This window comes from Pseudonocardia sp. CA-142604 (assembly GCF_050948475.1).
In the GTDB taxonomy this organism is placed as follows: Bacteria; Actinomycetota; Actinomycetes; order Mycobacteriales; family Pseudonocardiaceae; genus Pseudonocardia; species Pseudonocardia alaniniphila.
Genome location: NZ_CP192045.1, coordinates 5,891,532 through 5,917,603, shown reverse-complemented (window position 1 = coordinate 5,917,603; position 26,072 = coordinate 5,891,532). Strand labels below are relative to the sequence as shown.

The 26,072-nt window shown below is 70.7% G+C and carries 29 protein-coding genes; 14 read left to right on the top strand and 15 right to left on the bottom strand.

The window, feature by feature from the left end; translation table 11 throughout:
* Positions 1–2: 2 nt before the first annotated feature.
* Genes ACQPZQ_RS26855 through ACQPZQ_RS26840 form a run of 4 tightly spaced genes read left to right on the top strand, consistent with a single transcriptional unit; the run spans position 3 to position 4,102 of the window.
* Positions 3–1,118, top strand: coding sequence for an acyl-CoA dehydrogenase family protein (locus tag ACQPZQ_RS26855; RefSeq protein ID WP_433285136.1), 1,116 nt, complete (start codon positions 3–5; stop codon positions 1,116–1,118).
* Positions 1,115–2,635 (top strand): MFS transporter, encoded by a 1,521-nt coding sequence (locus ACQPZQ_RS26850; RefSeq protein ID WP_433285134.1) that lies wholly within the window; start codon positions 1,115–1,117, stop codon positions 2,633–2,635. Before ACQPZQ_RS26855 ends, ACQPZQ_RS26850 begins: the two co-directional genes overlap by 4 nt.
* Before the next feature lie 13 nt (positions 2,636–2,648).
* On the top strand, positions 2,649–3,455 hold the full coding sequence (locus ACQPZQ_RS26845) for an SDR family NAD(P)-dependent oxidoreductase (RefSeq protein ID WP_433285132.1): 807 nt from the start codon (positions 2,649–2,651) through the stop codon (positions 3,453–3,455).
* Positions 3,452–4,102 (top strand): PHP domain-containing protein, encoded by a 651-nt coding sequence (locus ACQPZQ_RS26840; RefSeq protein ID WP_433285130.1) that lies wholly within the window; start codon positions 3,452–3,454, stop codon positions 4,100–4,102. The genes ACQPZQ_RS26845 and ACQPZQ_RS26840 overlap by 4 nt, the downstream gene beginning before the upstream one ends.
* Before the next feature lie 94 nt (positions 4,103–4,196).
* Here ACQPZQ_RS26840 and ACQPZQ_RS26835 read toward each other — a convergent pair whose 3' ends face one another.
* Positions 4,197–5,831 carry an ABC-F family ATP-binding cassette domain-containing protein gene (locus tag ACQPZQ_RS26835; RefSeq protein WP_433285129.1) on the bottom strand — a complete coding sequence of 545 codons (1,635 nt, stop codon included), beginning with the start codon at positions 5,829–5,831 and terminating at the stop codon, positions 4,197–4,199.
* A gap of 377 nt (positions 5,832–6,208) precedes the next feature.
* On the opposite strand from ACQPZQ_RS26835, the gene ACQPZQ_RS26830 reads away from it, so the two are divergent.
* The gene (locus ACQPZQ_RS26830) at positions 6,209–6,814 is read left to right on the top strand and encodes a TetR/AcrR family transcriptional regulator (RefSeq protein WP_433285127.1); all 606 of its coding nucleotides are present in this window, start codon (positions 6,209–6,211) and stop codon (positions 6,812–6,814) included.
* 87 nt (positions 6,815–6,901) lie between these two features.
* Here the strand turns inward: ACQPZQ_RS26830 and ACQPZQ_RS26825 are convergent, their stop codons facing one another.
* Positions 6,902–8,068 carry a 5-methyltetrahydropteroyltriglutamate--homocysteine methyltransferase gene (locus ACQPZQ_RS26825; protein WP_433285125.1) on the bottom strand — a complete coding sequence of 389 codons (1,167 nt, stop codon included), beginning with the start codon at positions 8,066–8,068 and terminating at the stop codon, positions 6,902–6,904.
* Between the two features lie 423 nt (positions 8,069–8,491).
* On the opposite strand from ACQPZQ_RS26825, the gene ACQPZQ_RS26820 reads away from it, so the two are divergent.
* From ACQPZQ_RS26820 to hypF, 5 genes are all read left to right on the top strand, one after another.
* Entirely contained in the window at positions 8,492–8,935 is a 444-nt protein-coding gene (locus ACQPZQ_RS26820; protein WP_433285123.1) for a helix-turn-helix transcriptional regulator, read from the top strand.
* A complete protein-coding gene (locus tag ACQPZQ_RS26815) occupies positions 8,856–9,416 on the top strand; it encodes an SIS domain-containing protein (RefSeq protein ID WP_433285121.1) in 561 nt (186 codons plus the stop codon). Before ACQPZQ_RS26820 ends, ACQPZQ_RS26815 begins: the two co-directional genes overlap by 80 nt.
* Complete coding sequence (locus ACQPZQ_RS26810; RefSeq protein WP_433285120.1) at positions 9,413–9,655, top strand: HypC/HybG/HupF family hydrogenase formation chaperone; 243 nt, start codon at positions 9,413–9,415, stop codon at positions 9,653–9,655. The genes ACQPZQ_RS26815 and ACQPZQ_RS26810 overlap by 4 nt, the downstream gene beginning before the upstream one ends.
* 126 nt (positions 9,656–9,781) lie before the next feature.
* Positions 9,782–10,435: a D-sedoheptulose-7-phosphate isomerase gene (locus ACQPZQ_RS26805; protein ID WP_433285118.1), complete on the top strand. Its 654-nt coding sequence runs from the start codon at positions 9,782–9,784 to the stop codon at positions 10,433–10,435.
* Complete coding sequence (gene hypF / locus ACQPZQ_RS26800) at positions 10,432–12,726, top strand: carbamoyltransferase HypF (protein ID WP_433285116.1); 2,295 nt, start codon at positions 10,432–10,434, stop codon at positions 12,724–12,726. The genes ACQPZQ_RS26805 and hypF overlap by 4 nt, the downstream gene beginning before the upstream one ends.
* 30 nt (positions 12,727–12,756) lie before the next feature.
* On the opposite strand, the gene ACQPZQ_RS26795 is transcribed toward hypF, so the two are convergent.
* The gene (locus tag ACQPZQ_RS26795) at positions 12,757–13,005 is read right to left on the bottom strand and encodes a type II toxin-antitoxin system Phd/YefM family antitoxin (protein ID WP_433285114.1); all 249 of its coding nucleotides are present in this window, start codon (positions 13,003–13,005) and stop codon (positions 12,757–12,759) included.
* Between the two features lie 228 nt (positions 13,006–13,233).
* On the opposite strand from ACQPZQ_RS26795, the gene ACQPZQ_RS26790 reads away from it, so the two are divergent.
* The 4 genes from ACQPZQ_RS26790 (at position 13,234) to ACQPZQ_RS26775 (ending at position 15,852) form a co-directional block, all read left to right on the top strand.
* Positions 13,234–13,395, top strand: a complete 162-nt coding sequence (locus tag ACQPZQ_RS26790; protein ID WP_433285111.1) for a hypothetical protein — start codon at positions 13,234–13,236, stop codon at positions 13,393–13,395.
* Between the two features lie 330 nt (positions 13,396–13,725).
* Complete coding sequence (locus ACQPZQ_RS26785; protein WP_433285109.1) at positions 13,726–14,232, top strand: hypothetical protein; 507 nt, start codon at positions 13,726–13,728, stop codon at positions 14,230–14,232.
* A gap of 534 nt (positions 14,233–14,766) precedes the next feature.
* Positions 14,767–15,210 carry a peptidase inhibitor family I36 protein gene (locus ACQPZQ_RS26780; RefSeq protein WP_433285108.1) on the top strand — a complete coding sequence of 148 codons (444 nt, stop codon included), beginning with the start codon at positions 14,767–14,769 and terminating at the stop codon, positions 15,208–15,210.
* An 87-nt stretch (positions 15,211–15,297) separates the two neighbouring features.
* Complete coding sequence (locus tag ACQPZQ_RS26775; RefSeq protein ID WP_433285106.1) at positions 15,298–15,852, top strand: dihydrofolate reductase family protein; 555 nt, start codon at positions 15,298–15,300, stop codon at positions 15,850–15,852.
* Positions 15,853–15,877: 25 nt separating this feature from the next.
* Here the strand turns inward: ACQPZQ_RS26775 and ACQPZQ_RS26770 are convergent, their stop codons facing one another.
* The 12 genes from ACQPZQ_RS26770 to ACQPZQ_RS26715 all read right to left on the bottom strand — a co-directional run bounded on the left by ACQPZQ_RS26770 (position 15,878) and on the right by ACQPZQ_RS26715 (position 26,066).
* Complete coding sequence (locus ACQPZQ_RS26770; RefSeq protein WP_433285104.1) at positions 15,878–16,351, bottom strand: pyridoxamine 5'-phosphate oxidase family protein; 474 nt, start codon at positions 16,349–16,351, stop codon at positions 15,878–15,880.
* Between the two features lie 127 nt (positions 16,352–16,478).
* The gene (gene hypB, locus ACQPZQ_RS26765) at positions 16,479–17,261 is read right to left on the bottom strand and encodes a hydrogenase nickel incorporation protein HypB (protein WP_433285102.1); all 783 of its coding nucleotides are present in this window, start codon (positions 17,259–17,261) and stop codon (positions 16,479–16,481) included.
* 1 nt (position 17,262) lies between these two features.
* Positions 17,263–17,592, bottom strand: coding sequence for a hydrogenase maturation nickel metallochaperone HypA (locus ACQPZQ_RS26760; protein ID WP_241034389.1), 330 nt, complete (start codon positions 17,590–17,592; stop codon positions 17,263–17,265).
* A 13-nt stretch (positions 17,593–17,605) separates the two neighbouring features.
* Positions 17,606–18,838 carry a hydrogenase expression/formation protein HypE gene (gene hypE / locus ACQPZQ_RS26755; RefSeq protein WP_433285100.1) on the bottom strand — a complete coding sequence of 411 codons (1,233 nt, stop codon included), beginning with the start codon at positions 18,836–18,838 and terminating at the stop codon, positions 17,606–17,608.
* On the bottom strand, positions 18,835–19,962 hold the full coding sequence (gene hypD / locus ACQPZQ_RS26750; protein WP_433285097.1) for a hydrogenase formation protein HypD: 1,128 nt from the start codon (positions 19,960–19,962) through the stop codon (positions 18,835–18,837). The genes hypE and hypD overlap by 4 nt, the downstream gene beginning before the upstream one ends.
* Positions 19,963–19,990: 28 nt before the next feature.
* Entirely contained in the window at positions 19,991–20,263 is a 273-nt protein-coding gene (locus ACQPZQ_RS26745) for a HypC/HybG/HupF family hydrogenase formation chaperone (RefSeq protein WP_241034392.1), read from the bottom strand.
* A gap of 122 nt (positions 20,264–20,385) precedes the next feature.
* The gene (locus ACQPZQ_RS26740; protein WP_433285095.1) at positions 20,386–20,925 is read right to left on the bottom strand and encodes a hydrogenase maturation protease; all 540 of its coding nucleotides are present in this window, start codon (positions 20,923–20,925) and stop codon (positions 20,386–20,388) included.
* Positions 20,922–22,379, bottom strand: a complete 1,458-nt coding sequence (locus tag ACQPZQ_RS26735) for a hypothetical protein (protein ID WP_433285092.1) — start codon at positions 22,377–22,379, stop codon at positions 20,922–20,924. Before ACQPZQ_RS26735 ends, ACQPZQ_RS26740 begins: the two co-directional genes overlap by 4 nt.
* The gene (locus tag ACQPZQ_RS26730; RefSeq protein WP_433285090.1) at positions 22,376–23,050 is read right to left on the bottom strand and encodes a DUF6084 family protein; all 675 of its coding nucleotides are present in this window, start codon (positions 23,048–23,050) and stop codon (positions 22,376–22,378) included. The genes ACQPZQ_RS26735 and ACQPZQ_RS26730 overlap by 4 nt, the downstream gene beginning before the upstream one ends.
* Position 23,051: 1 nt before the next feature.
* Positions 23,052–23,711, bottom strand: coding sequence for a DUF5947 family protein (locus tag ACQPZQ_RS26725; protein WP_433285088.1), 660 nt, complete (start codon positions 23,709–23,711; stop codon positions 23,052–23,054).
* Positions 23,712–24,251 carry a hypothetical protein gene (locus tag ACQPZQ_RS26720; protein ID WP_433285087.1) on the bottom strand — a complete coding sequence of 180 codons (540 nt, stop codon included), beginning with the start codon at positions 24,249–24,251 and terminating at the stop codon, positions 23,712–23,714.
* A 9-nt stretch (positions 24,252–24,260) separates the two neighbouring features.
* Positions 24,261–26,066, bottom strand: coding sequence for a nickel-dependent hydrogenase large subunit (locus tag ACQPZQ_RS26715; protein ID WP_433285085.1), 1,806 nt, complete (start codon positions 26,064–26,066; stop codon positions 24,261–24,263).
* Positions 26,067–26,072 lie beyond the last annotated feature (6 nt).

Sequence of the window (26,072 nt, the reverse complement as noted above, 5' to 3'; positions counted from 1 at the left end):
CCATGGACCTGGTGTTCACTCCCGAGCAGGAGCAGCTGCGGGCCTCGGTGCGGCGCTTCCTCTCCGAGAAGTCGCCGATCACGGCGGTGCGCACGTTGATGGACGGGCCGGTCGGCTACGACCCGGCCGTCTGGCGGCAGATGGCCGAGCAGCTCGGCCTGCAGGGCCTCGCCCTCCCGGAGAAGTTCGGGGGGAGCGGCTACGGGTTCGTCGAACTGGCCGTCGTGCAGGAGGAGCTGGGCCGCGCGCTGCTGCCCGGCCCGTTCTCCAGCACGGTGGTGCTGGCGGCGCACGCCGTTCTGGACGCCGCCGACCCGGCCGCGGCCGAGGAGCTGCTGCCGGGGATCGCCGACGGATCGACGATCGCCACACTCGCCGCCGCGGGCGAGGGCGGCCGGTGGGACCCCGAGGCGCCCGCGTTGTCGGCCGAGCCGGCGGGAGACGGTTGGGTGCTGCGCGGCAGCGTCGATCAGGTGCCGGACGGGCACCTGCCCGGCCTGGTTCTGGCGGCGGCCCGCACCGCCGCGGGCCCGTCGCTGTTCGCCGTCGACGCCGAGGCACCGGGCCTCACCCGCACGGCGCTGCCCACCCTCGACCAGACGTCCCGGCTGGCTCGGCTGGACTTCGCGGAGGTGCCGGCACGGCTGGTCGGTACCGACGGCGCCGCCGGTTCCACGCTGCGGCGCACGCTGGACCGGGCCGCGGTCGCGCTCGCCCTGGAGCAGGTCGGCGGGGCGCAGCGCGCGCTGGAGATGGCCGTGGAGTACGCGAAGGTCCGCAAGCAGTTCGACCGCCCGATCGGCAGCTTCCAGGCGCTCAAGCACAAGGCGGCCGACGTGCTCCTGCAGGTGGAGTCGGCGCGGGCGGCCGCCTACTACGCCACGTGGGCCGTGGCGCGGGACTCCGACGAGGTCCCGGCGGTGTCGAGCCTCGCCAAGGCCTACTGCTCCGACGCGTTCTTCGCCGCGGCAGCCGAGAACATCCAGATCCACGGCGGCATCGGGTTCACGTGGGAGCACGACGCCCACCTGTACTTCAAGCGCGCGGCGGCCACGAAGCTCTTCCTCGGCGACCCGGCGTTCCACCGTGAGCGGCTGGCGGTGTCGATCGGCCTGTGAACGGTTCCAGGGGGACCAGCGTCGACACCCCCGGCGAAACGGAGGAGACCACCGACGACCCCGCTCGCTCGCGCTATGCGTGGCGCGTGTTGTCGGTGGTCTGCCTCGCGTCGCTGATGAGTGGGCTCAACAACAGCTCGCTCACGATCGCGCTTCCGGCGATCGTGGGCAGCTTCGACGCCGGCGTGTTCGAGACGACGTGGATCCTGCTGGCCTACCAGCTCACGAACGTCTCCCTGATGGTGTTCTTCGGGCGGCTCGCCGACCTCTTCGGCAGGCGTCCGATGTACATGACGGGCGTCGGGCTGTTCACCGCTGCGAGCCTGCTCGCCGGGTTCGCCCCGTCGGTCGGGCTGCTCATCGCCTGCCGGGTGGTGCAGGGCATCGGCACGGCCATGCTCATCACGAACAGCGCCGCGCTGGTCACCGCGGCGTTCCCGCGCAGGCTGCTGGGGCAGGGCCTGGGCATCTACATGGCGTCGTTCTCGCTGGCTCAGCTGCTCGGACCGACGCTCGGCGGCCTGCTGGCCACCGAGGTCGGTTGGCAGTGGACGTTCTGGTCGAACGTGCCGGTCGGCGTGGTGTGCCTGCTCTGGGGGCTGCGGGTGATGGAGCGCGTCCCGCGCCGCCGTCAGCGACTGCGGATCGACCTGCTGGGCAACCTGCTCGTCCTGGTCGGGCTCGGAACGCTGCTGCTCGCGTTGTCCCAGGTCGGGACATCGGGTTGGGACGACCCGCTCGTCCTCGGTTGCCTCGCGGTCTTCGTGCTCGCCGTGCCGGCGTTCCTGCTCGTCGAGCGCAGGGTCGCCGAACCCGTCGTCGATCTGCGGACGTTCCGCGACCCGGTGGTCGGCATCGGCACGCTCGCGGGATTCCTCGCGACGGTGTCGCGGTTCGCCGTCGTGCTGCTGATGGGGCTGTACTTCCAGGCCGTCTCCGGTGACACCCCGGCCGAGGCGGGACTGAAGGTGCTGCCGGTTGCCGTCGCGTCGATCATCGCCGCGCCGCTGGCGGGGGCGCTGCTGCGCCACATCGCCCCGCGCACGGTGGCCGTGGCCGCGTGCGCGATCTCGCTGGTCGGCGTCACCCTGCTGCTGTTCACGATCTCCGTCGACACCCCGTACCCCGTGTTGATCGGCGCCGTGGTGGTGCTCGGGATCGGGTCGGGCGCGTTCATCCCCGCGAACAGCACGGCGATGCTGCAGGACGTGCCGCCCGACCGGCTCGGGATCACCAACGCGGTGCGTCTGATGGCGCAGAGCTCCGGGGTGGTGATCAGCACGGCCGTGGCGCTCACGCTGGTGGCCGCGCCGTTGCCGGTCGCCCTGCGCCCGCAGCTCTTCGACGGGTCGCTCTCGCAGGTCTCGCCGGAAGCACTGGAGGACCTCGTCACCGGCTACCGGTGGGCCTTCGGGCTGATGGCGGTGATGTCGGTGCTCTGCCTGGTCGCCTCCACGGTCGGGCGTCAGGTGCATGCGATCAGCCGGAGGGCCGCGACCACGGCCACGACCAGATGAGGAGTGGATGGACATGGGTGTGCTCGACGGCAGGATCGCCCTCGTCACGGGGGCGAGCCGGGGGATAGGCGCGGAGATCGCCAGGCGGTTCGCGGCCGAGGGCGCCACGGTGATCGCGACGGCGCGCACGCTCGAGCCCGGCAGCTCGCAGCTGACCGGGTCGCTCACCGACACGGTCGCTGACATCGAGGCGGCAGGCGGCACGGCTCGGGCCGTCGCGGCCGACGTGTCCCGTGCGGAGGACCGCGTGGCCCTCGTGGAACGGGTCACCGCCGAGCACGGACCGGTCGACATCCTCGTGAGCAACGCCGCCGTCACCTGGTTCACGCCGGTGGCCGACTTCACCGCCAAGCGCGTCGACCTCATGTTCGAGGTGCAGGTCAAGGCGCCGATGCACCTGGCGCAGCTGGTGCTGCCCGGCATGCGGGATCGCGGCTCAGGCACGATCCTCAACATCTCCTCGCGCGCCGCCATCCACCCGCAGCTCCCGCCGACCGGCCGGGCGTCCCGCGGCGGCACGGTGTACGGGATGTGCAAAGCCGCCCTGGAGCGGTTCTCCACCGGGCTCGCGGCCGAGCTGTACGCCGACGGCATCGCCGTGAACGCGCTGTCGCCGAACCGGGTGGTGCCCACACCCGGCACCGTCTTCCACCACCTGACCACCGAGGACGCGCCCGACGCCGAACCGCCGGCCGTGATGGCGGAGGCCGCGCTCGCGTTGTGCCGCCCGCCCGCGAACGGGAGCCGTGCACTCACCGGCCGGATCGCCTACTCCCAGGACCTCCTGAACGAGCTCGGCATCGCCGTCCCGAGCAGATGACGGCGGCGGGCTGGGTCCGCGTGGACTGCCACGTGCACACCGTCGCGTCCGGGGACGCGGTGCTGCGCGTCGAGCAGCTCGCGTGCCGGGCGGTCGAGCTGGGTCTCGACGTGGTGTTCGTGACCGACCACAACGAGACCTCGGCCGCGCTCGCCGCGCAGGGCCGCGACCTGGGCGTCCGGATCGAGGTCGGCGAGGAGGTGCGCACCGCCGACGGGGAGGTGCTCGGTTTGTTCCTCAGCGAGCGCATCCCGTACGTCCTCCCGATCCGCGAGGTGGTGCGCCGGATCCGGGCCCAGGGCGGGCTCGTGGGCCTTCCGCACCCCTTCGACCCGCTGCGCGCCGGGGCCGGCGCCGTGGCCGACGCCCTCTGCGCGGACGGCGCCGTCGACATGGTCGAGGCGTTCAACGCCAAGGTCCACGACCCCGCCCACAACGACGCCGCGGCCGCGCTCGCCGCCCGGCACGGCCTCCCGGCCACGGCCGGATCGGACGCCCACGACGTCCCCGGCCTGGGTGCCGCGTACGTCGAGATGCCGGACTTCGACGGCCCGCGCGAGTTCCTCGCCGCCCTCGCCCACGCACGACTGGTGGGCGAGCTACGCCCCCACGCCCCCCGCTTCCCACCTCGCCCTCGCGCCGGCTGACCGCCGGATGCTTCGCCCCACGGGACATATCTGGTGGCCACCGCACACACGTTGTGCCATGTGTGTGGTGGCCACGAGGTGTGTGCGGTCGGCCTCAGGGGCGGTCCGGTGGGCCTGTCTCCTGCAGTCTTCCGTCGGCTAGGCGCAGCCAGCGATTCACCTTGATCTCGGTGAGGAAGCGTTCGTCGTGGCTGACGACCACGAACGCGCCTTCGTAGGCAGCAAGCGCGCTCTCCAGCTGGCCGATGCTGACGAGGTCGAGGTTGTTGGTCGGTTCGTCGAGCAGCAGCAACTGGGGTGCCGGTTCGGCGTAGAGGACGCAGGCCAGGGTGGCGCGCAGCCGCTCGCCGCCGGACAGCACGCCGATCGGGAGGTCGATGCGGGAGCCGCGGAACAGGAAGCGGGCGAGCAGGTGCATCCGCTGCGCCTCCGGCATCGCAGGTGCGAACGCGGCGAGGTTCTGCGCCACCGTGCGGTCGAGGTCCAGCAGGTCGAGGCGCTGGGACAGGTAGGCGACCCGGCCGTCGGCCCGCCTGGTGCCGCCCTCCGGCTCCAGCTCGCCGTTGACCATGCGCAGCAGCGTGGACTTGCCTGCCCCGTTGGGGCCGGTCAGAGCGATCCGCTCGGGTCCGCGGATCACCAGGTCGGCGCCGTCGCCTGCGAAGAAGGCCCGGTCGCCGTAGCGGACCTGCATCCGCTCGCCGAGGAACACCGTGCGGCCTGCCGGGACGTTGGTGCCCGGCAGGATCAGCGTGATCTTCTGCTCGTCGCGAAGGGCGCGACCGGCCTCGTCGAGCCGGGCCTTCGCCTCGCTGACACGCGCGGCGTGCGTCTCGTTCGACTTCCCCGCGGACTCCTGGGCACGCCGCTGGAGCCCGCCTGCGACGATCTTCGGCAGACCGGCGTTCTTGATGTTGCGGGCGGCATTGCCGGACCGGCGCTCGGCCCGCTCGCGGGCCTGCTGCATCTCCCGTTTCTCGCGCTTGACCTCCTGCTCGGCGTTGCGGATGTTCTTCTCCGCCACCTCGCGGGCGGCCTGCACGGCCGTCTCGTACTCGGTGAAGTTTCCGCCGTAGGTCCGCAGCTCGCCCCGGTCGAGCTCGGAGATGCGGTCCATGCGGTCGAGAAGTGCCCGGTCGTGGCTGACCAGCAGCAGGCAGCCTTTCCACTCCTCGATCGCGCCGTAGAGCCGTTGCCGGGCGTCGAGGTCGAGGTTGTTCGTCGGTTCGTCGAGCAGCAGGACGTCGGGGCCCTTCAGCAGCTGTGCCGCCAGGCCGAGGGTGACGATCTGGCCGCCGCTCAGGGTGTGCAGGCGCCGGGTGAGCGAGAGGTCGCCGAGGCCGAGCCGGTCCAGTTGGGCGCGGGTGCGCTCCTCGATGTCCCAGTCGTTGCCGATCGTGGTGAAGTGCTCCTCGCTCGCGTCGCCCGACTCGATCGCCGCGAGCGCCGTGATCACCGGAGCGATTCCCAGCACCTCGGCCACGGTCAGGTCGCCGACCAGCGGCAGGGTCTGCGGGAGGTAGCCGAGCACGCCCGTGACGGACACGGAGCCCGCGCTGGGCCGGTGCTCGCCGGCGACCAGCTTGAGCAAGGTGCTCTTACCGGCCCCGTTCGGTGCGACGAGGCCCGTGCGGCCCCCGCCCACGGTGAAGGACAGATCCCGGAAGACGGGGGTGTCGTCAGGCCAGGAGAAGGAGAGATTCGAGCAGATGACGAACGCATCGGACATGCGAGCGAGCCCTCGTGTGTGATGCGGGCGCGCCAAAGGCCGCCCAGCGGGGAACAGGGAGAGGTGCAACGACGGCGGCACACACCGGCGGCGCTCCTGCGCTCATGCCGGCGGCCGACCATGTCCGGTCTCACCCGGAGATGTCGTCGTCACCCGCCATGTCTGGTCTCCCTCGGTCCCCAACGATCGCGATCGACCATAGCAGGAGCGATCTCCTTCCTCATCGGGGTCCGCTGCGGGGCTGCCGGTGGATCGGCGCCCGCGTTCGGGGGCTCGCAACTGCGCCGTTCGGCGGCTCCGGATTCCACCACCTTCCCGAAGGTTTACCGCCCGATCGGCGAGGTATCGTTTCGTCGAGCGACGACAGGATGGAGCCGGTGACGACGACGAGCGGTGGCGGTTCACGACGATCGCCGGAGAGTGGCGGCGATCGGATTCGTCGTGCCGCCTATGAGCTGTTCAGTCGCAACGGGGTGCGGGACGTCGGTGTCGACGCCGTGATCGCGCACGCAGGCACCGCGAAGATGACGTTGTATCGCACCTTCCCGTCGAAGGACGATCTCATTCTCGATTTCCTTCGCCGACGCGAGCGACTGTGGACCGAGGAATGGCTCCAGCGCGAGAGCAGACTGCGTGGCGAGCGCCCGCAGGATCAGTTACTTGCCATCTTCGACCTGTTCTCGGAATGGTTCGCCCGCTCCGATTTCGAGGGTTGCGCCTTCCTCACCACCATGATGACGGTGAACGACCCGGCGAGCCCCGTACGCCGGGCGAGTGTGGAGCACCTCGCGAACATCCGGGGATACCTGCGCCAACTCGCCGAGGAGGCGGGGGTGGCGGACGCGGATCACTTCGCGCGTCAGTGGCACGTTCTCATGAAGGGCTCGATCATGGCGGCCCACGAGGGCGACGCCGACGCGGCGTCGGCTGCGCGTGAGCTCGGCGTGTTGTTGCTGCGGTCGCACGGCATCGCCGCCGACTGAGTCTCGCTCGGCAGGCAGGGAACGGGCCGGCCCGGGGGTCGAATCGGGCCGGCCCGAGGTAGTGGCGTCCGAGAGTGAGCCGGGGCGTCAGAAGCCGAGCTTCTCCGCGGCCAGGCGGCTCCCTTCCACCCGGGACGTGATCTTGCGGAAAGCGACGTCACGGGCATAGTCGGGCGACCCGTGGTTGGGCTTCTCGTCGATGGAGAACGGCGAGAATCCGCAGTCGTCGGTGGATCCGATCTGCTCCTTGGGAATGAAGTTCGCAGCCCGGATCAGCTGGTCGGCGATCTCCTGCGGACTCTCCACCCGCGGGTTCTGCGGATTCGTGACGCCGATGTACGCCATCTGTGTCACGCCGCGGGCGTCGTCACGCAGGTTCTGGCCGATCGTCTCGTACACCGGGTCCTTGTCCCGCTCGGATGCGAGCTGGATCAGGAAGTATCCGGCGTCGATGTCGAACATCGTGCCGAGCAGGTTGTTGTAGGGCACGTCGGCCGAGTGCACCGAGTCGCGGTCCCCACCAGGGCAGGTGTGGATACCGATGTTGCGCCGCTCGTCGGGGGAGAACCGTGCCATCACACGGTTGTTCAGCTCGATGAAATGCGGCAACAGGCCCGCCCCCGTCCACGGGTTGCGCGGATCCTCCCGGGTGGCCAACCGGCCCTCGGTGAAGTCCACCGACACCCGCTCGGCTCCCGCGGCGAAGGCCTCGCGGATGTCCCTCTCGCACTCGTCGATGAGTGCGGCCTCGAACTCCTCGCGGCTGTAGCCCTCCACCGGGTCCTTCAGTGGGTAGAGGAGCGCGAGCATCGACGGCGCGATCACCGCCTGCTTCATCGGCTTGTTCGCGTAGGGGATCGACTTGCGCAGCGTGTCGGCGGCGTGCTGGTTGTAGCGGAACGGGCCACGTTCCAACTTCGGGAGCTGACGGCCGTGGCCGTCGGCGAAGATCGCGAAGAACTGACCGCCCGGACCGAGTCCCGGGGCGAGTCCGGTGCCGGCCAGGGTGTCGGCGATCGGATAGGTGGCGAACGACGACCATCGCTGCTCGCCGTCGGAGATGATCGGCGAACCGGTGGCCTCGAATCGTTCGATCGAATCCTTGACGGCCGCGTCCTGTAGCTTCTCGAGATCGTCTCGGCCGATCTCGCCTGCGTCGTACTTCGCGTAGGCGTCCTGCAGCTTGGCCGGTCGAGGGAGCGAACCCACCGGCTCGGTGGGGACTCCGGTGGCCGTGCGCGGGTCGTAACCCATGAATGGATCTCCTCCTTGAGAATCCAGGCCAGGGATCTCCCCGATCCCGAGGCCTCGTGCTCCTGCTCGCGAAATGCTCGATCACGCACGCCCGACCGGATCCTCGGCCGTGCCTCGGAATTATTGCGCCATACGAGAGAGACAGGTCTGTCTCAGACCTTCGCTCGAAAGGGTAGTCTTATTCGCATAGCTGGTCAACGAGTGTTTTGGTGCTACCTGAAGGTTCCACTGATCCCTGGTTGATTGTGCCGTTCCCGGAGGGTTTCCCCAGGGGTGTGATTGCGCGGACAGCGCGAACCACACCCCGCCACGGCGGGGTGCCCTCCGGGGTGAGACCGACCTGTCTTGTGGTTCCGGTCACACAGTGGGAACATCAGCCACATCAGGCGCCCACCACCGCCGATCCGGAGGGCACCGCCTACCATGGCCGAGCTCGAACCGCGCAACTTCCTCCAGCCCTGCCTGCTGCTGCTCCTGCGTGAGCAGCCCGACCACGGCTATGAGCTCGCCGCGCGCCTGCGCCCGATGCACGACGGGGACGGCGACGCCGGCGGCGTCTATCGCGCTCTGCGCAGCCTGGAACGGCACGGGCTGGTGCGTTCGGAGTGGCAGACGTCCGATGTCGGACCCGCCCGGCGCACCTACTACGTCACACCGGAGGGTGTGAACTGCCTCGACTCGCTGGCCGACAGCCTCGGTCAGACGCACGAAGCACTGCACATTTTCCTCGATCGCTACGCGCGGGTGGTCGCCGCAGCGAAGCGGGGCTGCCCCGAGGGGAGCCGCATTGACCGTCGAGCTGACAGCTACGGACGTACGAACGGCGTTCACGCGGCGCGAGGGGCCGATCGGCCTGCTGGCCACTGACGCCCCCGCGCTGGCCACCGCCTGCCATGCCATGGCGAGGCGGTTCCACCGGGGCGGACGGCTGATCGCGTTCGGTGCCGGCGGTGCTGCTGCCGACGCCGCGCACGTCGTGGTCGAGTTCGTGCATCCCGTGATCATCGGGAAACGGGCGTTGCCTGCACTGTCGCTGCGGGGCGGATCCGGTGGGTTCCGCGCCGAGCTGGAGCTGTTCGCGGAGCCCGAGGACATCGCGCTGGCCATCGCGCCCGACGGTGGTGACGCCGCTCTCGCCGACGCTCTGGCTGCGGCGCGCGACCGCGGCCTGTTGACCGTCGCCCTGGCCGGGGCGGCGGACGGGCCGCTCAACCGGTCGTCTCCGGACCATGTGCTCGTGGTGCATTCGGACGACCCGCGGATCGTGCGCGAAGGCCAGGTCACCACCTACCACGTGCTCTGGGAGCTCGTGCACGTCTTCCTGGACGCCCCGGAGGTGCTGGCATGAGCACCGGAACGGGCGCGCACGGGCTGCTGCCCGACCCGCATCCCGGCCATACCTGCATCACCTGCTCCGACGTCGCCGTGGCGGTCACGGTCGTCGAACTGCTCGGCGACGACATGGCCCTCGTGGACACCGACGCCGGCACGCAGGAGGAGGTGAGCGTCGCCCTCGTGGACGTCGAGGTCGGGGACACCGTACTCGTCCACGCGGGAGAGGCCATCGCAAGACTGGAGTCGTCATGAGCGAGTTACAGCGCCGTCGCGAAGGACCGCCCGAGTGCAGCGGGGGCGAGCGATGAGCGAGTGTGCGAGCGAATCAGTGTCACAGCGCCTATGCGAAGCGCCGCCCGGGAGCAGCGAGGGCGAGCGATGAGTATCGAGTCGCTCTATCCCTTCCTGCACGCCGGCGCCGCGGACCGGGACGTGCTCGTGGCCGACGTCGCGCGGTCGACGGCGGAGAAGGTCGGTGAGATCGGGCGGCTGCGCCACGACGTCGTGGCCGCCGACGCTGCCGAACTGGCGGCCTGTGCCACGGCGATGGCGCAGCGGTTCGACCGTGGCGGGAGGCTCCTGGCGTTCGGCAACGGCGGCTCGAGCACGGACGCGGCAGCGATGGCCGCGCTCTGCGTCGACCCCGGACCGGCATGGCGGCCGCTGCCCGCCCTCGCGCTCGCGGCGGACGTCGCCACGCTCACCGCTCTGGCCAACGACGTCGGCTTCGAGAACGTCTTCGCCCGTCCGGTGGCCGCCGCGGGGCGCCCCGACGACATCGCACTGGGCCTTTCGACGAGCGGAGGCTCGGCCAACGTGCTGCGCGGCCTGGCCGTGGCCCACGAGCGCGGCCTGCTCACCGTCGGCCTCGCCGGATACGCGGGCGGTGCGATGGCCGAGGCGGCCGAGCGCGGCGAGATCGACCACCTCTTCGTCATGCCGTCGGCGTCGGTGCACCGCATCCAGGAGGCGCAGACCACCACCTACCACGTGCTGTGGGAGCTGGTGCAGCGCGCGCTGGGTCGTCCGTGAGCGAACCGTCGGTGCGGGCCGAGCCGCAGGTCCGGGCCCGGATCCGCGTCAGCGGGATCGTGCAGGGCGTGGGGTTCCGGCCGTTCGTCCACGGCCTGGCCGGGGAGCTGGGCCTCGCCGGCTTCGTGAGCAACGACGAGTCCGGCGTGGTCATCGAAGCCGAGGGCAGCGCCCACGCGCTGGACGCCCTGCTCACCGCACTGCGCGCCCGGCCACCCGCACTTGCGCTGGTCACCGACGTCGCCGCCACGGGCATGCCGGTGCGCGGCGACACCGCCTTCGCCATTGCACCCAGCTCGGCCCGCGGCCCGCGGGCCACCCTCATCTCGCCCGACACGGCCACGTGCGCCGACTGCCTCGCCGAGATGCGTGACCCGTCCGACCGCCGCTATCGCCACCCCTTCATCACCTGCACGAACTGCGGGCCGCGGTTCACGATCGTCACCGGGGTGCCCTACGACCGGGTGGCCACCACGATGGCCGGCTTCCCGATGTGCACCGCCTGCGCCGGCGAGTACCACGACCCGGCCGACCGGCGGTTCCACGCGCAGCCGGTGTGCTGCCCGGACTGCGGGCCGACGCTGCGGCTGCTCGACGCCGACGGTCACCACCTTCTCGGCGACCCGATCACCACCGCTGCCCGGATGCTCGCCGACGGCGGGGTGCTGGCCGTGAAGGGGCTCGGTGGCTACCACCTGGCCGCGCTCGCGGGCCACGAGCAGGCGGTGGCCGAACTGCGCGCGCGCAAACATCGGGAGGACAAGCCCTTCGCCGTGCTCGCCCCCGGGCTCGACGCGGCCGCGAAGCTCGGGCAGGTAGGGCCCGGCGAGGCCGCCGAGCTCACCTCCCGCCGCGCCCCGATCGTGCTGCTGCGCCGGCGCCTCGGCGCGCCACTGGCCGCGGCCGTCGCCCCGGGCAACGACCACGTCGGCGTGATGCTGCCCTACACGCCCGTGCACCACCTGCTGCTCGACGAGCTCGCCGCTCCGATCGTGCTGACCAGCGGCAACCTCTCCGACGAGCCGATCGCCCACCTCGACGACGACGCCCTCACCCGGCTCGGTGGCATCGCCGACGCCTTCCTCACGCACGACCGGCCGATCCGCACGCGGGCCGACGACTCGGTGCTGCGGGTGGTCGCCGGGCGCACCTATCCGATCCGCCGCTCCCGCGGCTACACCCCCGAACCCCTGCGGATCGGCGTGACCGCCGCGGAGCCGGTGCTCGGGTGCGGCGCCGAGCTGAAGAACACGTTCTGCATCCTGCGGGGCGCGGAGGCCTTCCCGTCGCATCACGTCGGCGACCTGGAGAACGCCGAGACGCTGCGGGCCTACACCGACGGCATCGAGCACCTCGGGCGCCTGCTGGACGTCACGCCGGCAGTGCTCGCCCACGACCTGCACCCGGAGTACCTGTCCACGAAGTACGCGCTCGACCGCGCTGCCGCCGAACCCGGCCTGAGGCTGGTCGGGGTGCAGCACCACCACGCCCACCTGGCCGCCTGCCTGGCGGAGAACGGCGAGACCGGGCCGGCCATCGGGATCGCGTGCGACGGCCTGGGCTACGGACCGGACGGCGTGCTGTGGGGCGGTGAGGTGCTGAAGGTGTCCCTCACCGGGTTCCGGCGGCTCGCGCACCTGGAGCCCGTGCCGTTGCCGGGCGGCGTCACGGCCATCCGGCAGCCGTGGCGGATGGCGGCGGCCTGGCTGCACGCCACCGGCACCGACCCGGCCGGACTGGCCGTCGCGGCGCGGAACGCTCCACTGTGGACGCAGGTGGAGAAGCTGCTGGCGTCCAATGTGGAGGTCCCGGTCACGACGAGCGCCGGTCGCCTGTTCGACGCTGTCGCCGCGCTCGTGGGGATCCGCGACCGGGTCAACTACGAGGGGCAGGCGGCCGTCGAACTGGAGCAGTGCGCGTCGGCGGTGGGGGAGTGCGACGGCTATCCCGTCGGGTTCGACGGCGGGCTGATCCGGGCAGGCGATCTCGTGCGCGCCGTCGTCGCCGACCTCCGCTCCGGCACCGCGGCGCCGCTGATCGCCGCCCGCTTCCACGCAGGCCTGCACGACGCGCTGGCCGCCGCGGCCGTGCGGGCCGCCGCCGGCACCGGGCTCGACGTGGTGGCCCTGTCCGGAGGGGTGTTCCAGAACCTGCGGCTGCTCCACGGCGTGTCCCGGCGACTCACCGCGGCCGGGCTGCGGGTGCTCGTGCACTCCCGGATGCCGTGCAACGACGGCGGGATCAGCCTCGGTCAGGTGGCCGTGGCGGCGGCGACAACCGCTCGCACATGATCGGCAGGGCTGGGGTGGCTCCGCCCGCCGTCACCGTTCCCCGTCCCGATCCCGCGGGTCGGGGGAGTGCTCGTCGCCGAAGAGTTCGTCGGCCTCAGCGACATTGCGCGCCCACTGGGCGTGATCAGGTGCGGGTCCGGAGGCGGTCAGGAGCTCGTCGAGTTCGGCGGCAGGTACCAGGCGCCGCCGGGAGGTCGCCCGCCGATGCGGCACCAGATCGGCGACTGCACGTCCGTGGACCGTCACGGTGAAGGACTCGCCTTCGGCTACCCGTCGCATGATCTCGGCGTTGTTGTTGCGCAGCTCGGACTGCCTGATGTGCTCGCCACGCTCGCCACGCTAGCTACGGATGGCGATATCGCTATCGCGGCGTGCTGGGGGCTGACGGCCGTGCCACGACGCGACGAACACTCGATCGTGCAGTTAAGGCTCCCTTCGACGTGATTGGCCGCCGTGATCGTGCGTTACCTCCCCAGTACCGAGCGCGACGATCAAGGGGAAGTGGCTATGGACTTGCTGACGCCCGAACTGCTGGCGGAGATCAACGCCGTGTGGGACGCGAACCAGGCCGGCGAGATCACTGTTCAGGAGGCGTCGCGCCAGGCGAACGAGCTGCTCGGCACCCCGCCCGTCGACCCCCACCGGGAGCGCCGGGTTGCGGTGACCTGAGGCGATCAGGGGCGAGGACCGGCAGGGGCATCGGTCCCGGCGGCACGCGATGGCGCACGAGGTCTGGGCCGTGGTGTCGGGCCATCCCTCCGATGCGGCCGGTGGCGTGATCACAACGGGCTCGTTCAGCGCAGTGGTGACGCGGAGAACGGTGGTGCGGCGCACCCCGTCGGGTGCGCGGCGGTCGGCACGTGCGGAATCTGGCGGAACGTGCGGAATCGCAGCGCGCGACGTCAAATGGACATCTGTCGCGAACCGCCGGGTATGAGCTACGCCATATCTCCACTCTGAACGCAAAGATCGGCCCAACCGTGTGTGGCATGTCGGCCGGTGCAGAAGGTGGCGGCTCACAACGGAAGGACTGAAATGTCTCGTAGCTGGGTTCGGCGCGTCCTGGTCGCCGCTGCTGCCGGTGCCGTGGCTGTCGCCGCACTTAGTCTCGCTGGTGTCACCGGTGCGGCCTCCGCCGCGGTGCCCACTGCAGCCGCATCCGGAAATCTCGTCACGGTTCCCGTCGTCCTCGAGTCAGCTGCTCGGCCCGCTGCTCCGTCCGCCCCGATGCCGGGGGATCCCGGTGAGTTCGACGTCTTCAACAATGCGGAGTTCCAGGGTGGGTTCGCCAACCTCACCAACGCCATGATCCCCGATCTGGGCGCCAACAACCTGAACCTGAACGACCTGATCTCGTCCGCTGTCAACAACTCCGAGATAAAGATGTGCCTGTTCCCCGACGCGAACTTCATGGGTCAGCCGATCCAGTTCCCCCCGCACACGCAGCTCGGTCAGTTCGACCAGAACCAGAACGACACGATCTCGTCGGTGCGCCCCTGCAACTGACGTTCCGCGCAGTGCGTGCACCGCGCGACGGCTCGAATCCTGCACCGGCGATGGCCGGGCGAGTCGGCCCCTGACCAGCTGCTGCTGGCAGGGGCCGTTCTCGTTGTGCCCGGTGGTGTCCGGGTCATGACGCCGGGCGGCCTCGGAGATCGGGATCGGTCGCGGCCTTTTGCAGTGGACCACATGCCGGTACACGGTCGGGGTGAGAGCCGTGTTCACCGGAGCATGGGTAGCAAAACCACCAGTGCTCACGCCGCTCGAACCTTCGGCAATCTCCGGATGCGCGCTCATCGCTATCGCGCCGGTCGCCTTTACCGCAATCCCGCCGTAATGATCGAGCCCTGCCCGGTGTGAACCTCATCGCATCGGCCACCTGAACGGCAAGACGCGGTAATGCGTGTCAAGCCATGTCGGTCACCGCAATGGGCGGTGGCTCGGACGGGAGGACTCGGAATGTCTCGCAGTTGGATTCGGCGGAATGTGGTTGGCGCGGCCGCCGGGACCCTGGCGCTCGTAGCCCTGACGTTGGGCGGCGTGACCGTCGGTACGGCGGCTGCCGCACCTGCGGCGTCGACGGCCGGCGCCGTCGGAGCGCAGCCTGCCGCCGGTGCCGCCGCGCACGGCAACGACAACGAATTCGACCTCTTCGAGAATGCCCAGTTCGATGGCTTTTTCGCGAACTTCGACAGCACCAAGGTCCAGAGTCTCACGGCTTTCAAGGTGCAGGGCAATCCGAACCAGGATCAGAATGACTTCTTCTCGTCCATCGCCAACAACTCGCAGACGGCGATGTGCGTGTACTCCGACATCAACTTCAGGGGCAAGAGCCTGCTCATCAACCCGGGGGTGACCGTGTCCAACCTCGCGGCTGCCCAGCTCGGCGGCGGCCAGACCTTCGACCTGAACGACCAGATCAGCTCGCTTGCGCCTGCGATCCCGAACCCCGCAACGGGAGGGCTCGGCTGCCCCACGTCGTGATCTTCCGGGCAGACCTGGTCACGGCGAGTTCGGTGCTTTCCGGACCCGCTGACGATGAGGTCTGGTGCGCCGGCCGGTCTACTCCCCATGGGCACTCTCAGCTACACGATGAACATCTCCCTCGATGGCTACATCGAGGACCCGACCGGCGGCATCGCCTTCTCCGAACCGGACGAGGAGGTGCACCGCTTCGCCAACCAGCAGACCCGTGAGACGGCGGCGCTCCTGCTCGGCCGCGGCCTCTACGAGGTCATGGAGGAGTTCTGGACGGCGCCGGAGCGGGCCGACGGCCACGAGGTGGAGGCGGAGTTCGCCCGTGAGTACGCCGCGACGCCGCGGATCGTGTTCTCCGACTCGCTGGAGTCGGTCGCGCCCGGGTGCCGGCTGGTGCGCCGCGCCGACGCGATCGACGAGGTAGTCCGGCTCAAGAAGGAGACCGACGGTGACCTGTCCGTCGGCGGCGCCGGTCTGGCGGCATCGCTGCTGGACCTGATCGACGAGTTCCGCCCGAGCGTGGTGCCTGCCTTCAGCGGCGGCGGCAAGCCGTACTTCCCGCTCGGCGCCGACCTGCGGCTGCGGCTGGTCGAGCAGCGCACCTTCCGCTGCGGCACCGTGTACCTGCGTTACGAGAGGATCGGCTGATGGAACACGTGTGATCGGAGGACGGCTACCCGCCCACCTCGACCCGCCCGTCGTGCTCGTCGAGGACGTAGACCCGCGACGCCCGCGCCCGGTAGATCCGGAACTGCGCCGCCCCGGAGACGTCGCGCTCGCTCCACGACCGGATGCCCTGCTCCTGCGTGCGCCCGTTGTAGACGGCGAGCGCGGCGGCGCGGTCGTCGGGGCCGATCTCCTCGGCCTCGGCCTCGACGTAGACCGCCGCCGCCCCGCCCACCGCTACCGTGGAGTCGAAGACGACGATGCCGACAGCGGACCGGCCGGCGATGTTGGCGGAGTGGCGGGCCCCCGGGCGCGACACCCAGACGAAGTCCGCGCAGTCACGGGCCGCGAACCACACCGGGGTGGCCCACGGTCGCCCGTCGGCGTCGGCGGTGGCCAGCGTCATGTAGGTGTTGGCGGCCACCACCCGGCGCGCCTCCTCCGCCGCCGTGCCCGCGTCCACGCTCTCTCCGACCGCCATGGTCCCGTCTCCCCACGCCGAAGGTGTTGTCGCGGGTCGGACTCCCCGGTCGGGGGAAACTCATCGGTCAGCGCCGTCGGGCACCCCGACGACGCCACGGCCGCGGACCGACGCCGAGCGGAAAGGCTCAGTGCCCGGCGCGCCTGCGCAGCCAGCCGCACCAATCGTCGAGCCCGTCGCCGCGGGTCGCGGAGATCTCCAGCACCTCGACGGCGGGGTTGGCCCGGCGCGCGTAGGCGATGCAGGCGGCCACGTCGAAGTCGACGTGGGGGAGCAGGTCGATCTTGTTCACGAGCATCAGGTCGGCCGTGCGGAACATGTGGGGGTACTTGAGCGGCTTGTCGGCGCCCTCGGTCACCGACATGATCACGACCCGGCCGGCCTCGCCGAGATCGAACAGCGCAGGGCAGACGAGGTTGCCGACGTTCTCCACGAAGAGCAGGGAGCCCGGTTCGGGCGCGAGGGTGCTGAGCCCCGCGGCGACCATGTCGGCGTCGAGGTGGCAGCCCGCGCCGGTGTTGATCTGCACGACGGGCGCTCCGGTGGCGCCGATGCGTTCGGCGTCGAGCAGGGTCTCCTGGTCGCCTTCCAGCACCGCGCACGGCAACTCGTCGCCGAGGTCGCGGATCGTGCGGGTCAACAGCGTGGTCTTGCCCGAGCCCGGTGAGCTCATCAGGTTGAGCGCGATGACGTGCCGGTCGGCGAGCCACTGCCGGTTGAGTGCAGCGAGGTCGTCGTTCTTCGCCAGCAGGTCGACCTCGAGCGCCACGGTCCGCGTGTCCGGCTCGGAGTGGGTGTGGCCGTGACCGTGCGGGTGGTCGTGGGAGTGGTCGCGCGGGGTCGGGCCCGGCCTGCCCAGGTCGGTCAGCCGGACGCCTGCGTCGTCGGAGCAGCCGCACGTCGTGCACATCTCAGACCACCTCCACCTCTCGGATCCGCAGCTCTCGCCCGCCCTGCACCTCGATGTCCGCGCTGCCGCAGTCGCACAGCGGCAGCACCTCGCCGGTCTCGAACGCCGCTCCACAGGTGCGGCACACCGCCTTGCCCGGCGGCTCGTCGATCTCCAAGGTGGCGCCCTCGCACGTGGTGCCTGCCGCCACCATCTCGAAGCAGAACCGGACGGCGTCCGGCACCAGGCCGGAGAGCTGCCCGACCTCCAGCCGGATCCGGCACACGCGGGCGTCCCGCATCCGCTGGGTCACGGTGGTGACGACGGTCTGGGTGATCGACAGCTCGTGCATCGACGCCGACTGCCTAGCAGATCCGGGGCAGCGGGTCGCCCACCAGCAGATCCACGATCCGGGTGCCCCCGAACGCGGTGCGCAGCAGCACCAGCCCCGGCGGGTCGTCCTTGATCGTCCCGATCGCGGCGGCGCCCTCGCCGAGTGGGTGGGCACGCAGCGCGGTCAGCGCTGCATCCGCCCGGTCCGGAGCCACGACGGCGACGAGCCGCCCTTCGCAGGCGACGTAGAGCGGGTCGATGCCGAGCAGTTCCGACGCGCCGTTGACGACGGGCCGCACGGGCAGCGAAGCCTCGTCGAGGACCACCGCCACCTGAGCGGCCGTGGCCACCTCGTTGCAGATCGTGGCCACGCCGCCGCGGGTGGCGTCTCGCAGGAGCCGCACGCCGTCGCCCGCTGCGTCCAGCAGCCCGGCGCTGATCTCGTGCAGCGCTGCGGTGTCGGAGACGATGTCGGCGGAGATGTCGAGCTCACCGCGCGCCAGCATGACCGTGATGCCGTGATCGCCGATGGGGCCCGAGACGAGCACGACGTCACCGGGACGGGCCGCCGCGGCCGACAGCACCACGTCGCGCTCCAGCACTCCGACGCCCGCGGTGTTGATGTAGAGGCCGTCCGCCTTTCCCCGCTCGACGACCTTCGTGTCGCCGGTGACGATCTGCACGCCTGCTGCCTGCGCGGCAGCAGCCATCGAGGCCACGATGCGCTGCAGGTCGGCGACCGGGAAGCCCTCCTCGAGGATGAACCCGCAGGACAGGTAGAGAGGCCGAGCCCCGCACATCGCGAGGTCGTTGACCGTGCCGTTGACCGCGAGGTCGCCGATGTCGCCGCCGGGGAAGAACAGCGGGGACACCACGTAGGAGTCGGTGGTGAACGCGAGCCGGCCGGTCACCCCGTTCGTCCACGTCGGGGCGAGCTGGGCACCGTCCTCCAGCATCTCCAGCACCGGGTTGCGGAACGCGTCGAGGAACACCGCCTCGATCAGCGTCTGCGTCGCCTTGCCCCCGGCGCCGTGGGCGAGCGTGATCCGTTCCTCCTTGATCCGCGCCTTGCGGGCGCGGGCCTTGGCGATCCGGGCCAGCACCTGCTCCTCACGGGTGAGGTGCTCGGATCCCGCGTGCGGGTGCTGAGCTTCCGCGTGCGTGAGTTGGGCCTCCTCGGCTGCGGCAGCGGCGACGGCCTCCTCCGCCCAGTTGGCCCGCGTGGCGCCGGCTCGGTCGACGCCTGGGCCGAGATCCTGAGTCATGTCCGGGTCGCCTCCTTCACGCGCTCCCGGCTGAACCGCCCGAAGTTGTAGTAGGCGGCGCAGGCACCCTCGGACGACACCATGCAGGTGCCGATCGGGGTCTCGGGCGTGCACGCGGTGCCGAACACCTTGCACTCCCACGGCTTGAGCACGCCCTTGAGCACCTCGCCGCACTGACAGGCCTTGGGGTCGGCCACCCGCACGCCCGGCACGAGGAAGATCCGCTCCGCGTCGAACCGCGCGTAGCGCTTGCGCACCTGCAGCGCCGAATGCGAGATGAAGCCGAGCCCCCGCCACTCGAAGTGCGGACGCAGCTCCATCACCTCACCGATCACCTGCAGCGCCCTGGTGTTGCCGTCCCACGGCACCACGCGCGCGTACTGGTTCTCGATCTCGCAGCGGCCCTCCTTGAGCTGCAGCAACAGCTGGTAGACCGACTGCAGGATGTCCAGCGGCTCGAAACCGGCGACGACCAGGGGTTTGCCTGCGTCGCGTGCGATCCACTCGTAGGGCCGGCACCCGATCACCGTGGAGACGTGGCCCGGTCCGATGAACCCGTCGAGTCGCAGGTCGGGAGAGTCCAGGATGGCCTTGATCGCCGGGATGATCGTGACGTGGTTGCAGAAGATCGAGAAGTTGTCGAGCCCCTCGGCCTCCGCGCGCAGCACCGTCATCGCCGTGGACGGGGCGGTGGTCTCGAAGCCGATGGCCATGAAGACCACGCGCTTGTCAGGGTTGCTGCGCGCGATCTTGAGCGCGTCGAGCGGTGAGTAGACCATCCTGATGTCGGCGCCTGCCGCCTTGGAGTCGAAGAACGACCCCCGGCCTCCGGGAACCCGCAGCATGTCGCCGAACGTCGTCAGGATGACGTCGTCGTGCTCGGCGATGGCGATGGCGTCGTCCACGCGGCCCATCGGGATCACGCAGACCGGGCAGCCCGGCCCGTGCACGAGCGACACGGTGTCGGGCAGGTAGTCCTCGAGCCCGTGCTTGTAGATGGTGTGGGTGTGGCCGCCGCAGACCTCCATGAACTTGTACTGCCTGCCGGGCTCGCACAGCGCGGCGATCTGCGTCGCCAGCGTGCGGGCCATGCCCGCATCGCGGAACTCGTCGACGAACCTCATCGCCGTCCCCTTACCTCTGGTCGTGCCGCTAGGTGATGTCGCTGGCGGCGAGCGCCTGGAGCTCGTCGGTGTAGGCGTCGCCGAGACCGGTGAGGAAGTCGAGGGAGGCCTTCGCCTCCGCCTCGTCGATCTTCGACAGGGCGAAACCGACGTGGATGAGGATCCAGTCGCCCGGTTCCAGGTCCTCGTCGCGCAGCAGACCGATGTTCACGGCGCGCTTGACGCCCTCGACGCTGACCATCGCCAGGTCTTCGTGCTCGGCCAGCAGCTCGATGACCTCGCCGGGAATGCCCAGGCACATGCGGATCTCCTCCTACATCCGGCGCATGTCGCGGTACCGGGAGATCTCCCCCCGCGACTGCACGGCGAGTACGGTTCCGGTCGCCGCGACGGCCACCAGCACGAGAATCAGCAACTTGCGGATCATCTGCTCACTCCTTCGTCGATCATGAGTTCTGTGACGAGAGCGGTCACGGCGCGCACGCCGGGCTCCACCGCTGCGGCCACCGCCGGGCTCAGGCCGATGCCCTCGTCGAGGACGGCGGGCTCGCACCCGATGACGAACACGCGCTCCACCGGCCGCTCCAGGCGCATTGACGCGGCCAGCCCGTCGAGCAGCGTGAGCACCGCGACAGGGTCCATGCCGTGGCCGTCGAGCGCGGGGACCTCGGCGCCGGTCTCGTCCCGGGCGCCGTCGAGGTCGTGTTCGAGGGTGTAGAGGATGCCCGGCCGACCGCCGCGCTGCGTCGCGTCCACGATCACCAGCGCGTGGTACCCGTCGAGGAGCCGGTAGGCCAGGTGAACGCCCCGGATCCCGCTGTCGACGAGCTCGACACCGGCCGGCAGGCCGCCGCGGCGCTGCAACTGCTCGACCACGGCGACGCCGAAGCCGTCGTCGGAGAGGAACACGTTGCCGACGCCGGCGACGAGCACCCGGCCGGGCGTGCTGCCGTTGCCGGTCATCGGAGCGCCTCGAGCTCGTCGGGGTGGAAGTAGCGGAAGCGGCCGTGGGCGAGCTGCATCTCGGCGCCGGGGTCGCCGTCGACCGAGACCGCGACGTGCACGCGTCCGTCCACGTCGTGCACCACGGCCTGCACGGTGGCGCGCATGCCGTGGAGGAAGCGGTCCTGGATGTCGCCGCCGCGCCCGGGGCGCAGCACGACCCGGCTGCCCTTGGCCACCGGCACGTCACCGATCATCGTGGTGTCGGTATCGGGGTCGACGGCCGCGTCCTGGGCGGGGTCCCACCACGGCAGCAGTTCCGGGGGCCGGTCGGCAGGGCTGTCGGCGCCGAACGCCGCGCTGCCCGTGTCGATCGTCGGGATGTCGGATGCCGCTGCCGCGGGCCGCATCGAGCGGATCGCCCCGTGCAGCCGCTCCATGATCTCCGGTGGCATGGCGTCGACCGCGTCGATGATGCCCGCGGCGCGCGGGTCGGTGGCGCGCGCTTCGGCCTTCTCCTCGTCGGTGAGTACGAGCGTGCGGAGGGTGAGGATCTCGTCGTTCTCGAGGCCGTCGAAGAGGTTGATCGTGCTCTCGGGAGCCAGCTGCGGGTGGTCGGCCAGGATGATCGGCGAGGACAGCACGAGGTCGCTGCGGTCGGCCGGTCCGGCGAGCACCGGCCAGGTGTGCTCGTTGACGCACTCCTTGGTGGCCGGTTCCGCCCACTGTGGCGGGTCGGTGAGCGACAGGAACGTCCCGGGCCGGGCTGCGATCAGGGTGTGTGCCGCGATCAGCGACGTGCGCAGCACCTCCTCGCGGGGGGCGCCGGGCGCGCAGTCGCCGTCGTTGGCGATGTCGAGCCGCAGCCGGTGCACCAGGTACGGCCCCGGGATGTCGGTGGCCGAGACGACCAGCCGGGCGGTCACCGGCCAGCACTCGCGCCGGAGCAGGCCCGCGACGGCGCCTGCGGTGTCCCGGATCTCCTCGGTCTCCCGCGCCCCGGGCAGCACGATCGGGACGGTGACCTCCTCGCGCAGCACGGCGCGCAGGTCCAGCACCGCGTCGACGTGGCGGGGCACGCCCTCCTCGAACCGCAGGTGGCGCTGCCCGTCGACGACCAGTTCGGGCACGGGCGTGCCGTCCGGGGCGAGTGGCGTGCGGGCCTGCAGCTGCAGGCAGCGCAGCCGCAGGTGCAGCTGCGTGCCGCCGTCGCGGCCGGGTTCGAGCAGGCATTCCGTGCGGTTGCGGGTGGGCTCGCTGCCGTCGGTCTCGGGGGTGAGCACGCCGAACTGCCAGCGCAGCCGGTTCTTCTGCGCCGTCGCTCGGTAGGGGTAGAGCAGGTAGCCCTCGAACAGCACCGCGTCCGCGACGGCCGCGACCTCGTCGAACAGGGGATCGGGATCGGGCGACCCGCTCGGACTCACGCCCGGGGGAGGGGCGACCCGCGGGGGGTTGGTTGCCTGAGGATCGGTCACCGCTCGGCCTCCTTCAGGAGGTGCTCGAACGTCTCGTCCCAGTTCGGGATCGCCCGCTCGGAGCGGTAGGCCGACAGCGCGTCGAGGGTCCTCGTGCCGACCCGGATCCATCCCGAGCCGGGGAAGTGCGCGTCCATCGCCGCGCGCCACGTCGCGACGGGGAGCCGGAAGGTCGCCTCCTCGTGCCAGGAGACCAGCCCGACCTGAACTCCGGCGAGGCCCCCGTAGTACACGACGCCGGAGAACAGGAACACGAGCGGAACGGCCCTGGCCTCGGCCTTGTCCGCCCCGCTGTCCTCGGCACCGTCCTCGCCGTCGGCGGTGAGGCCGTGGAAGTACTTCGTGGACGCGACGTCGAGGTCGTAGGTCAGCGGCACCGAGATCGGCACGACCGTCGAGCCGCTGAAGCCGGTGACCGTCGTGCTGATCTGGGCGAACTGCAGGGGGTTGAGCGTCTCTCCCCACCGCGAGGGGGCGCCGAACAGATCCGCGAGCTTCCCGGTCTCCTCGGGGGTGTAGCTGCGGCCGCGCGGCTCGATCCGGATCTGGGTCCGCAGGGCCACCGAGTGCACGCGCTGCACACCGTCGTGGCTGATCTCCACGTCGAACACCAGTGACGGTCCGGCCGCGTAGGGCTCCGGCCGGGCTCCGATGCAGGCGAAGCTCAGCACGTCAGGCCTCCGGTCCGGTGGCGGGTGGAACGGGTCGCGCCTGCTCGCGCAGGGCCTCGAAGAAGCCGTCGATCTCGCGCCACGCCTCGGCGCCGCCGTCGAAGCCGCGCCAGTGCAGCTTCACCAGCCCGACGAGCCGGTAGCAGGCGTCGATCGGCACGAGAAGGCCCTCGGCCGATCCGGCAGCTCCCGACCCCGCCTTGTCCCGGCGGACGAGCAGCGCCTCGACGTCGGGCTCGAGCGCGGCGGCGAGGCGTCCGGCGCCCAGCCCGGCGGCCCAGGACTCGAGCCCCAGCTCGCTCTCCGTGGCACCGGCAGGGCTCGGATAGCAGGCGATGACCTTTCCCTGCGCGGAGTTGTGCAGGAAGAAGGCCATGCTGACGGGGATCTGCAGCTCGTCCCACTGGGCGTCGGTCAGGCGGAACTCAGGGTCGGACAGGTACCGGTCCGGCACACGGCGGTAGCCGCCCCCGCCCGCTCCCGGGTTGTCGAACAGGAAGCCGCACGGCCCGCAGGCGCAGAGCATCCGGCGCTCGGCGACCTGCACGAGGTGCGGGTGCTGCGGAGGGACCGGGGTGGCGCACAGCTCGCAGACCTCCTGCACCGGTTCCTGCTCCACGGAATCGACCAGGAACCGGCGTAGCGAGGAGATCCCGGGCATTCAGCCCACCCTCTTCGGGGACGCCGACGGGCGCACCCCGATCTGCAGGAGAGCCGGGCCCGCCGGGACGGCGTCGAAGACCACGCCCGCCACCTCCGGGGCCAGCTCCGTGATCGACGCGGCCACCACGTCCTTCACGGTGTCGGTCCCGCAGCCGCCGCCTTCGATCTGCACGTGCACCCGGCCCTCGTCGTCGAGCCCGGCGAGGGTGAGGCCGGAGCCGTGCGAACCGAGCCTGCGGGCCGCCGCGCCCATCGCGTGCGTGAGCCGCTGATCGAGCGGCACGGGGTGCAGGTCGTGCAGCGCGAGCAGGCCGGCGACCAGCGGATCTGCCGCCATCCGGTGCACGATCGTGTCCCCGGCACCTGCCCGGACGATGGAGACCATCTGCTCCAGGCCTGCGCCGTAGAAGCGCATCAGCACCCGCACCAGCTCTTCCGCCGCGTGCCCCACCGCGGGGCCGCCGTCCGCCGTGATGCCCTCGAGGAGTTCCTCGATGCGGCCGGCGAGCCCCTGCGGATCCAGGTCGGTCGACGCCACTGCTGCCGCTCAGATCGTGTTCAGCATCGACGGCGACGTCATGCGGTGCAGCGGTTTCCCGTCGCCCTTGTACATGTGCACGCCGCACGGCAGGCAGGGGTCGAAGCTGCGGACCGCCCGCATGATGTCGATGCCCTTGAAGTCCTCGTTGCGACTCTCCTCGAAGATCGGCGTGTTCTGTACGGCGTCCTCGTACGGGCCGGGCGTGCCGAACGTGTCGCGCACGCTGCCGTTCCACGGCGTCGGCGGGTACGGGTGGTAGTTCGCGATCTTGCCGCCGCGGATCACCATGTGGTGCGACAGCACGCCGCGCACCGCCTCGGTGAACCCGACGCTGATGGCCTCGTCCGGCACCACGAACTTCTCCCAGGTCTTGGTGTGCCCGCGCACCTCGTCGAGTGCCTTCTCGATGAAGTGCAGGGCGCAGGCGGCCGCGTAGGCCTGGAAGTAGGTGCGGGCGCGGTTGCGCTCGATCGCGTTCGACAGCGGCCTGCCCTGCTTGTCGTGCGGGATCCGCCACTCGAAGCCGACCTCCGGCTTGAGCGCGGTGCGCGGCAGGTTGATCTGCACGCTGTTGCCCGTGGCCTTGACGAACCCGATGTCGACCAGGCCGCCCAGGGCCGTGGTCCACAGCCGGGCGAGCGGGCCGCCGCCGGTGTCGAGGGCGAGGTGGTCCTTGCCGTCGAACCAGCGCGGCGACATCGTCCAGCTGTACTTGTCGTCGAAGTCGCGCTTCTGCGGCGCGGGGATCGTGTGCTGGTTCCACGGGTGCCTGCGATCGACCGGGTTGCCCAGCGGGTCCTGCGTCGCGAACATCTCCTGGTCCTCCCAGTCCCGGTAGAACGAGCTACCGAGCAGGATGCGGATTCCCAGGTTGATCTCGACCAGGTCGTTGGTGATGAGGTTGCCGTCGACGACGATGCCGGGCGTCACGAACATCTTGCGGCCCCAGCCGGTCATCGTCCGGTACTGGAAGTCGCAGTGCTCCGGGTCGTTGAACGCGCCCCAGCAGCCGAGCAGCACGCGCCGGCGCCCGACCTCCTCGTAGCCGGGCAGCGCCTCGTACATGAAGTCGAAGAGGTCGTCGTGCATCGGGACGACGCGCTTCATGAACTCCACGTACCGCATGAGCCGGGCGTAGTAGTCGGTGAACAGCTGGACTGTGGCCACCGTGCCGACGCCGCCCGGGTAGAGCGTGGAGGGGTGCACGTGGCGGCCCTCCATCAGGCAGAACATCTCCCGCGTGTACCGGCTGACCTGCAGCGCCTCGCGGTAGAAGTCACCGGTGAACGGGTTGAGCGCCCGCATGATGTCGCCGATGGTGCGGTAGCCGTGCGCGTCGGCGTGCGGCGCCTCGGTCCGGTTGGCCTGCTCGAGCACACCCGGGTTGGTCTCCGCGACCATCCGCTCGCAGTAGTCCACCCCGACCAGGTTCTCCTGGAAGATGTTGTGGTCGAACATGTACTCGGCGGCCTCGCCGAGGTTGATGATCCACTCGCCCAGATGCGGCGGGCGCACCCCGTAGGCCATGTTCTGGTTGTAGACGGAACAGGTCGCGTGGTTGTCGCCGCAGATGCCGCAGATCCGGCTGGTGATGAAGTGGGCGTCGCGCGGATCCTTGCCCTTCATGAAGATCGAGTAGCCGCGGAAGATCGACGAGGTGGAGTGGCACTCGGCGACTCGCTTCTGCGAGAAGTCGATCTTGGTGTAGATCCCGAGGCTGCCGACGATCCGGGTGATCGGATCCCAGGCCATCTCGGTGAGCCCGGTCTTGTCCGTACCGGTGCCCGACGGCTTTGCCTGTGTGGTGGTCATCGACGC

Coding starts and splice junctions, on each gene's coding strand:
- ACQPZQ_RS26855 (WP_433285136.1), top strand. CDS start 3: ATGGACCTGGTGTTCACTCCCGAGCAGGAGCAGCTGCGGGCCTCGGTG.
- ACQPZQ_RS26845 (WP_433285132.1), top strand. CDS start 2,649: ATGGGTGTGCTCGACGGCAGGATCGCCCTCGTCACGGGGGCGAGCCGG.
- ACQPZQ_RS26840 (WP_433285130.1), top strand. CDS start 3,452: ATGACGGCGGCGGGCTGGGTCCGCGTGGACTGCCACGTGCACACCGTC.
- ACQPZQ_RS26835 (WP_433285129.1), bottom strand. CDS start 5,831: ATGTCCGATGCGTTCGTCATCTGCTCGAATCTCTCCTTCTCCTGGCCT.
- ACQPZQ_RS26825 (WP_433285125.1), bottom strand. CDS start 8,068: ATGGGTTACGACCCGCGCACGGCCACCGGAGTCCCCACCGAGCCGGTG.
- ACQPZQ_RS26820 (WP_433285123.1), top strand. CDS start 8,492: ATGGCCGAGCTCGAACCGCGCAACTTCCTCCAGCCCTGCCTGCTGCTG.
- ACQPZQ_RS26810 (WP_433285120.1), top strand. CDS start 9,413: ATGAGCACCGGAACGGGCGCGCACGGGCTGCTGCCCGACCCGCATCCC.
- ACQPZQ_RS26805 (WP_433285118.1), top strand. CDS start 9,782: ATGAGTATCGAGTCGCTCTATCCCTTCCTGCACGCCGGCGCCGCGGAC.
- ACQPZQ_RS26795 (WP_433285114.1), bottom strand. CDS start 13,005: ATGCGACGGGTAGCCGAAGGCGAGTCCTTCACCGTGACGGTCCACGGA.
- ACQPZQ_RS26790 (WP_433285111.1), top strand. CDS start 13,234: ATGGACTTGCTGACGCCCGAACTGCTGGCGGAGATCAACGCCGTGTGG.
- ACQPZQ_RS26775 (WP_433285106.1), top strand. CDS start 15,298: ATGGGCACTCTCAGCTACACGATGAACATCTCCCTCGATGGCTACATC.
- ACQPZQ_RS26770 (WP_433285104.1), bottom strand. CDS start 16,351: ATGGCGGTCGGAGAGAGCGTGGACGCGGGCACGGCGGCGGAGGAGGCG.
- hypB (WP_433285102.1), bottom strand. CDS start 17,261: ATGTGCACGACGTGCGGCTGCTCCGACGACGCAGGCGTCCGGCTGACC.
- ACQPZQ_RS26760 (WP_241034389.1), bottom strand. CDS start 17,592: ATGCACGAGCTGTCGATCACCCAGACCGTCGTCACCACCGTGACCCAG.
- hypE (WP_433285100.1), bottom strand. CDS start 18,838: ATGACTCAGGATCTCGGCCCAGGCGTCGACCGAGCCGGCGCCACGCGG.
- hypD (WP_433285097.1), bottom strand. CDS start 19,962: ATGAGGTTCGTCGACGAGTTCCGCGATGCGGGCATGGCCCGCACGCTG.
- ACQPZQ_RS26745 (WP_241034392.1), bottom strand. CDS start 20,263: ATGTGCCTGGGCATTCCCGGCGAGGTCATCGAGCTGCTGGCCGAGCAC.
- ACQPZQ_RS26740 (WP_433285095.1), bottom strand. CDS start 20,925: ATGACCGGCAACGGCAGCACGCCCGGCCGGGTGCTCGTCGCCGGCGTC.
- ACQPZQ_RS26725 (WP_433285088.1), bottom strand. CDS start 23,711: ATGCCCGGGATCTCCTCGCTACGCCGGTTCCTGGTCGATTCCGTGGAG.
- ACQPZQ_RS26715 (WP_433285085.1), bottom strand. CDS start 26,066: ATGACCACCACACAGGCAAAGCCGTCGGGCACCGGTACGGACAAGACC.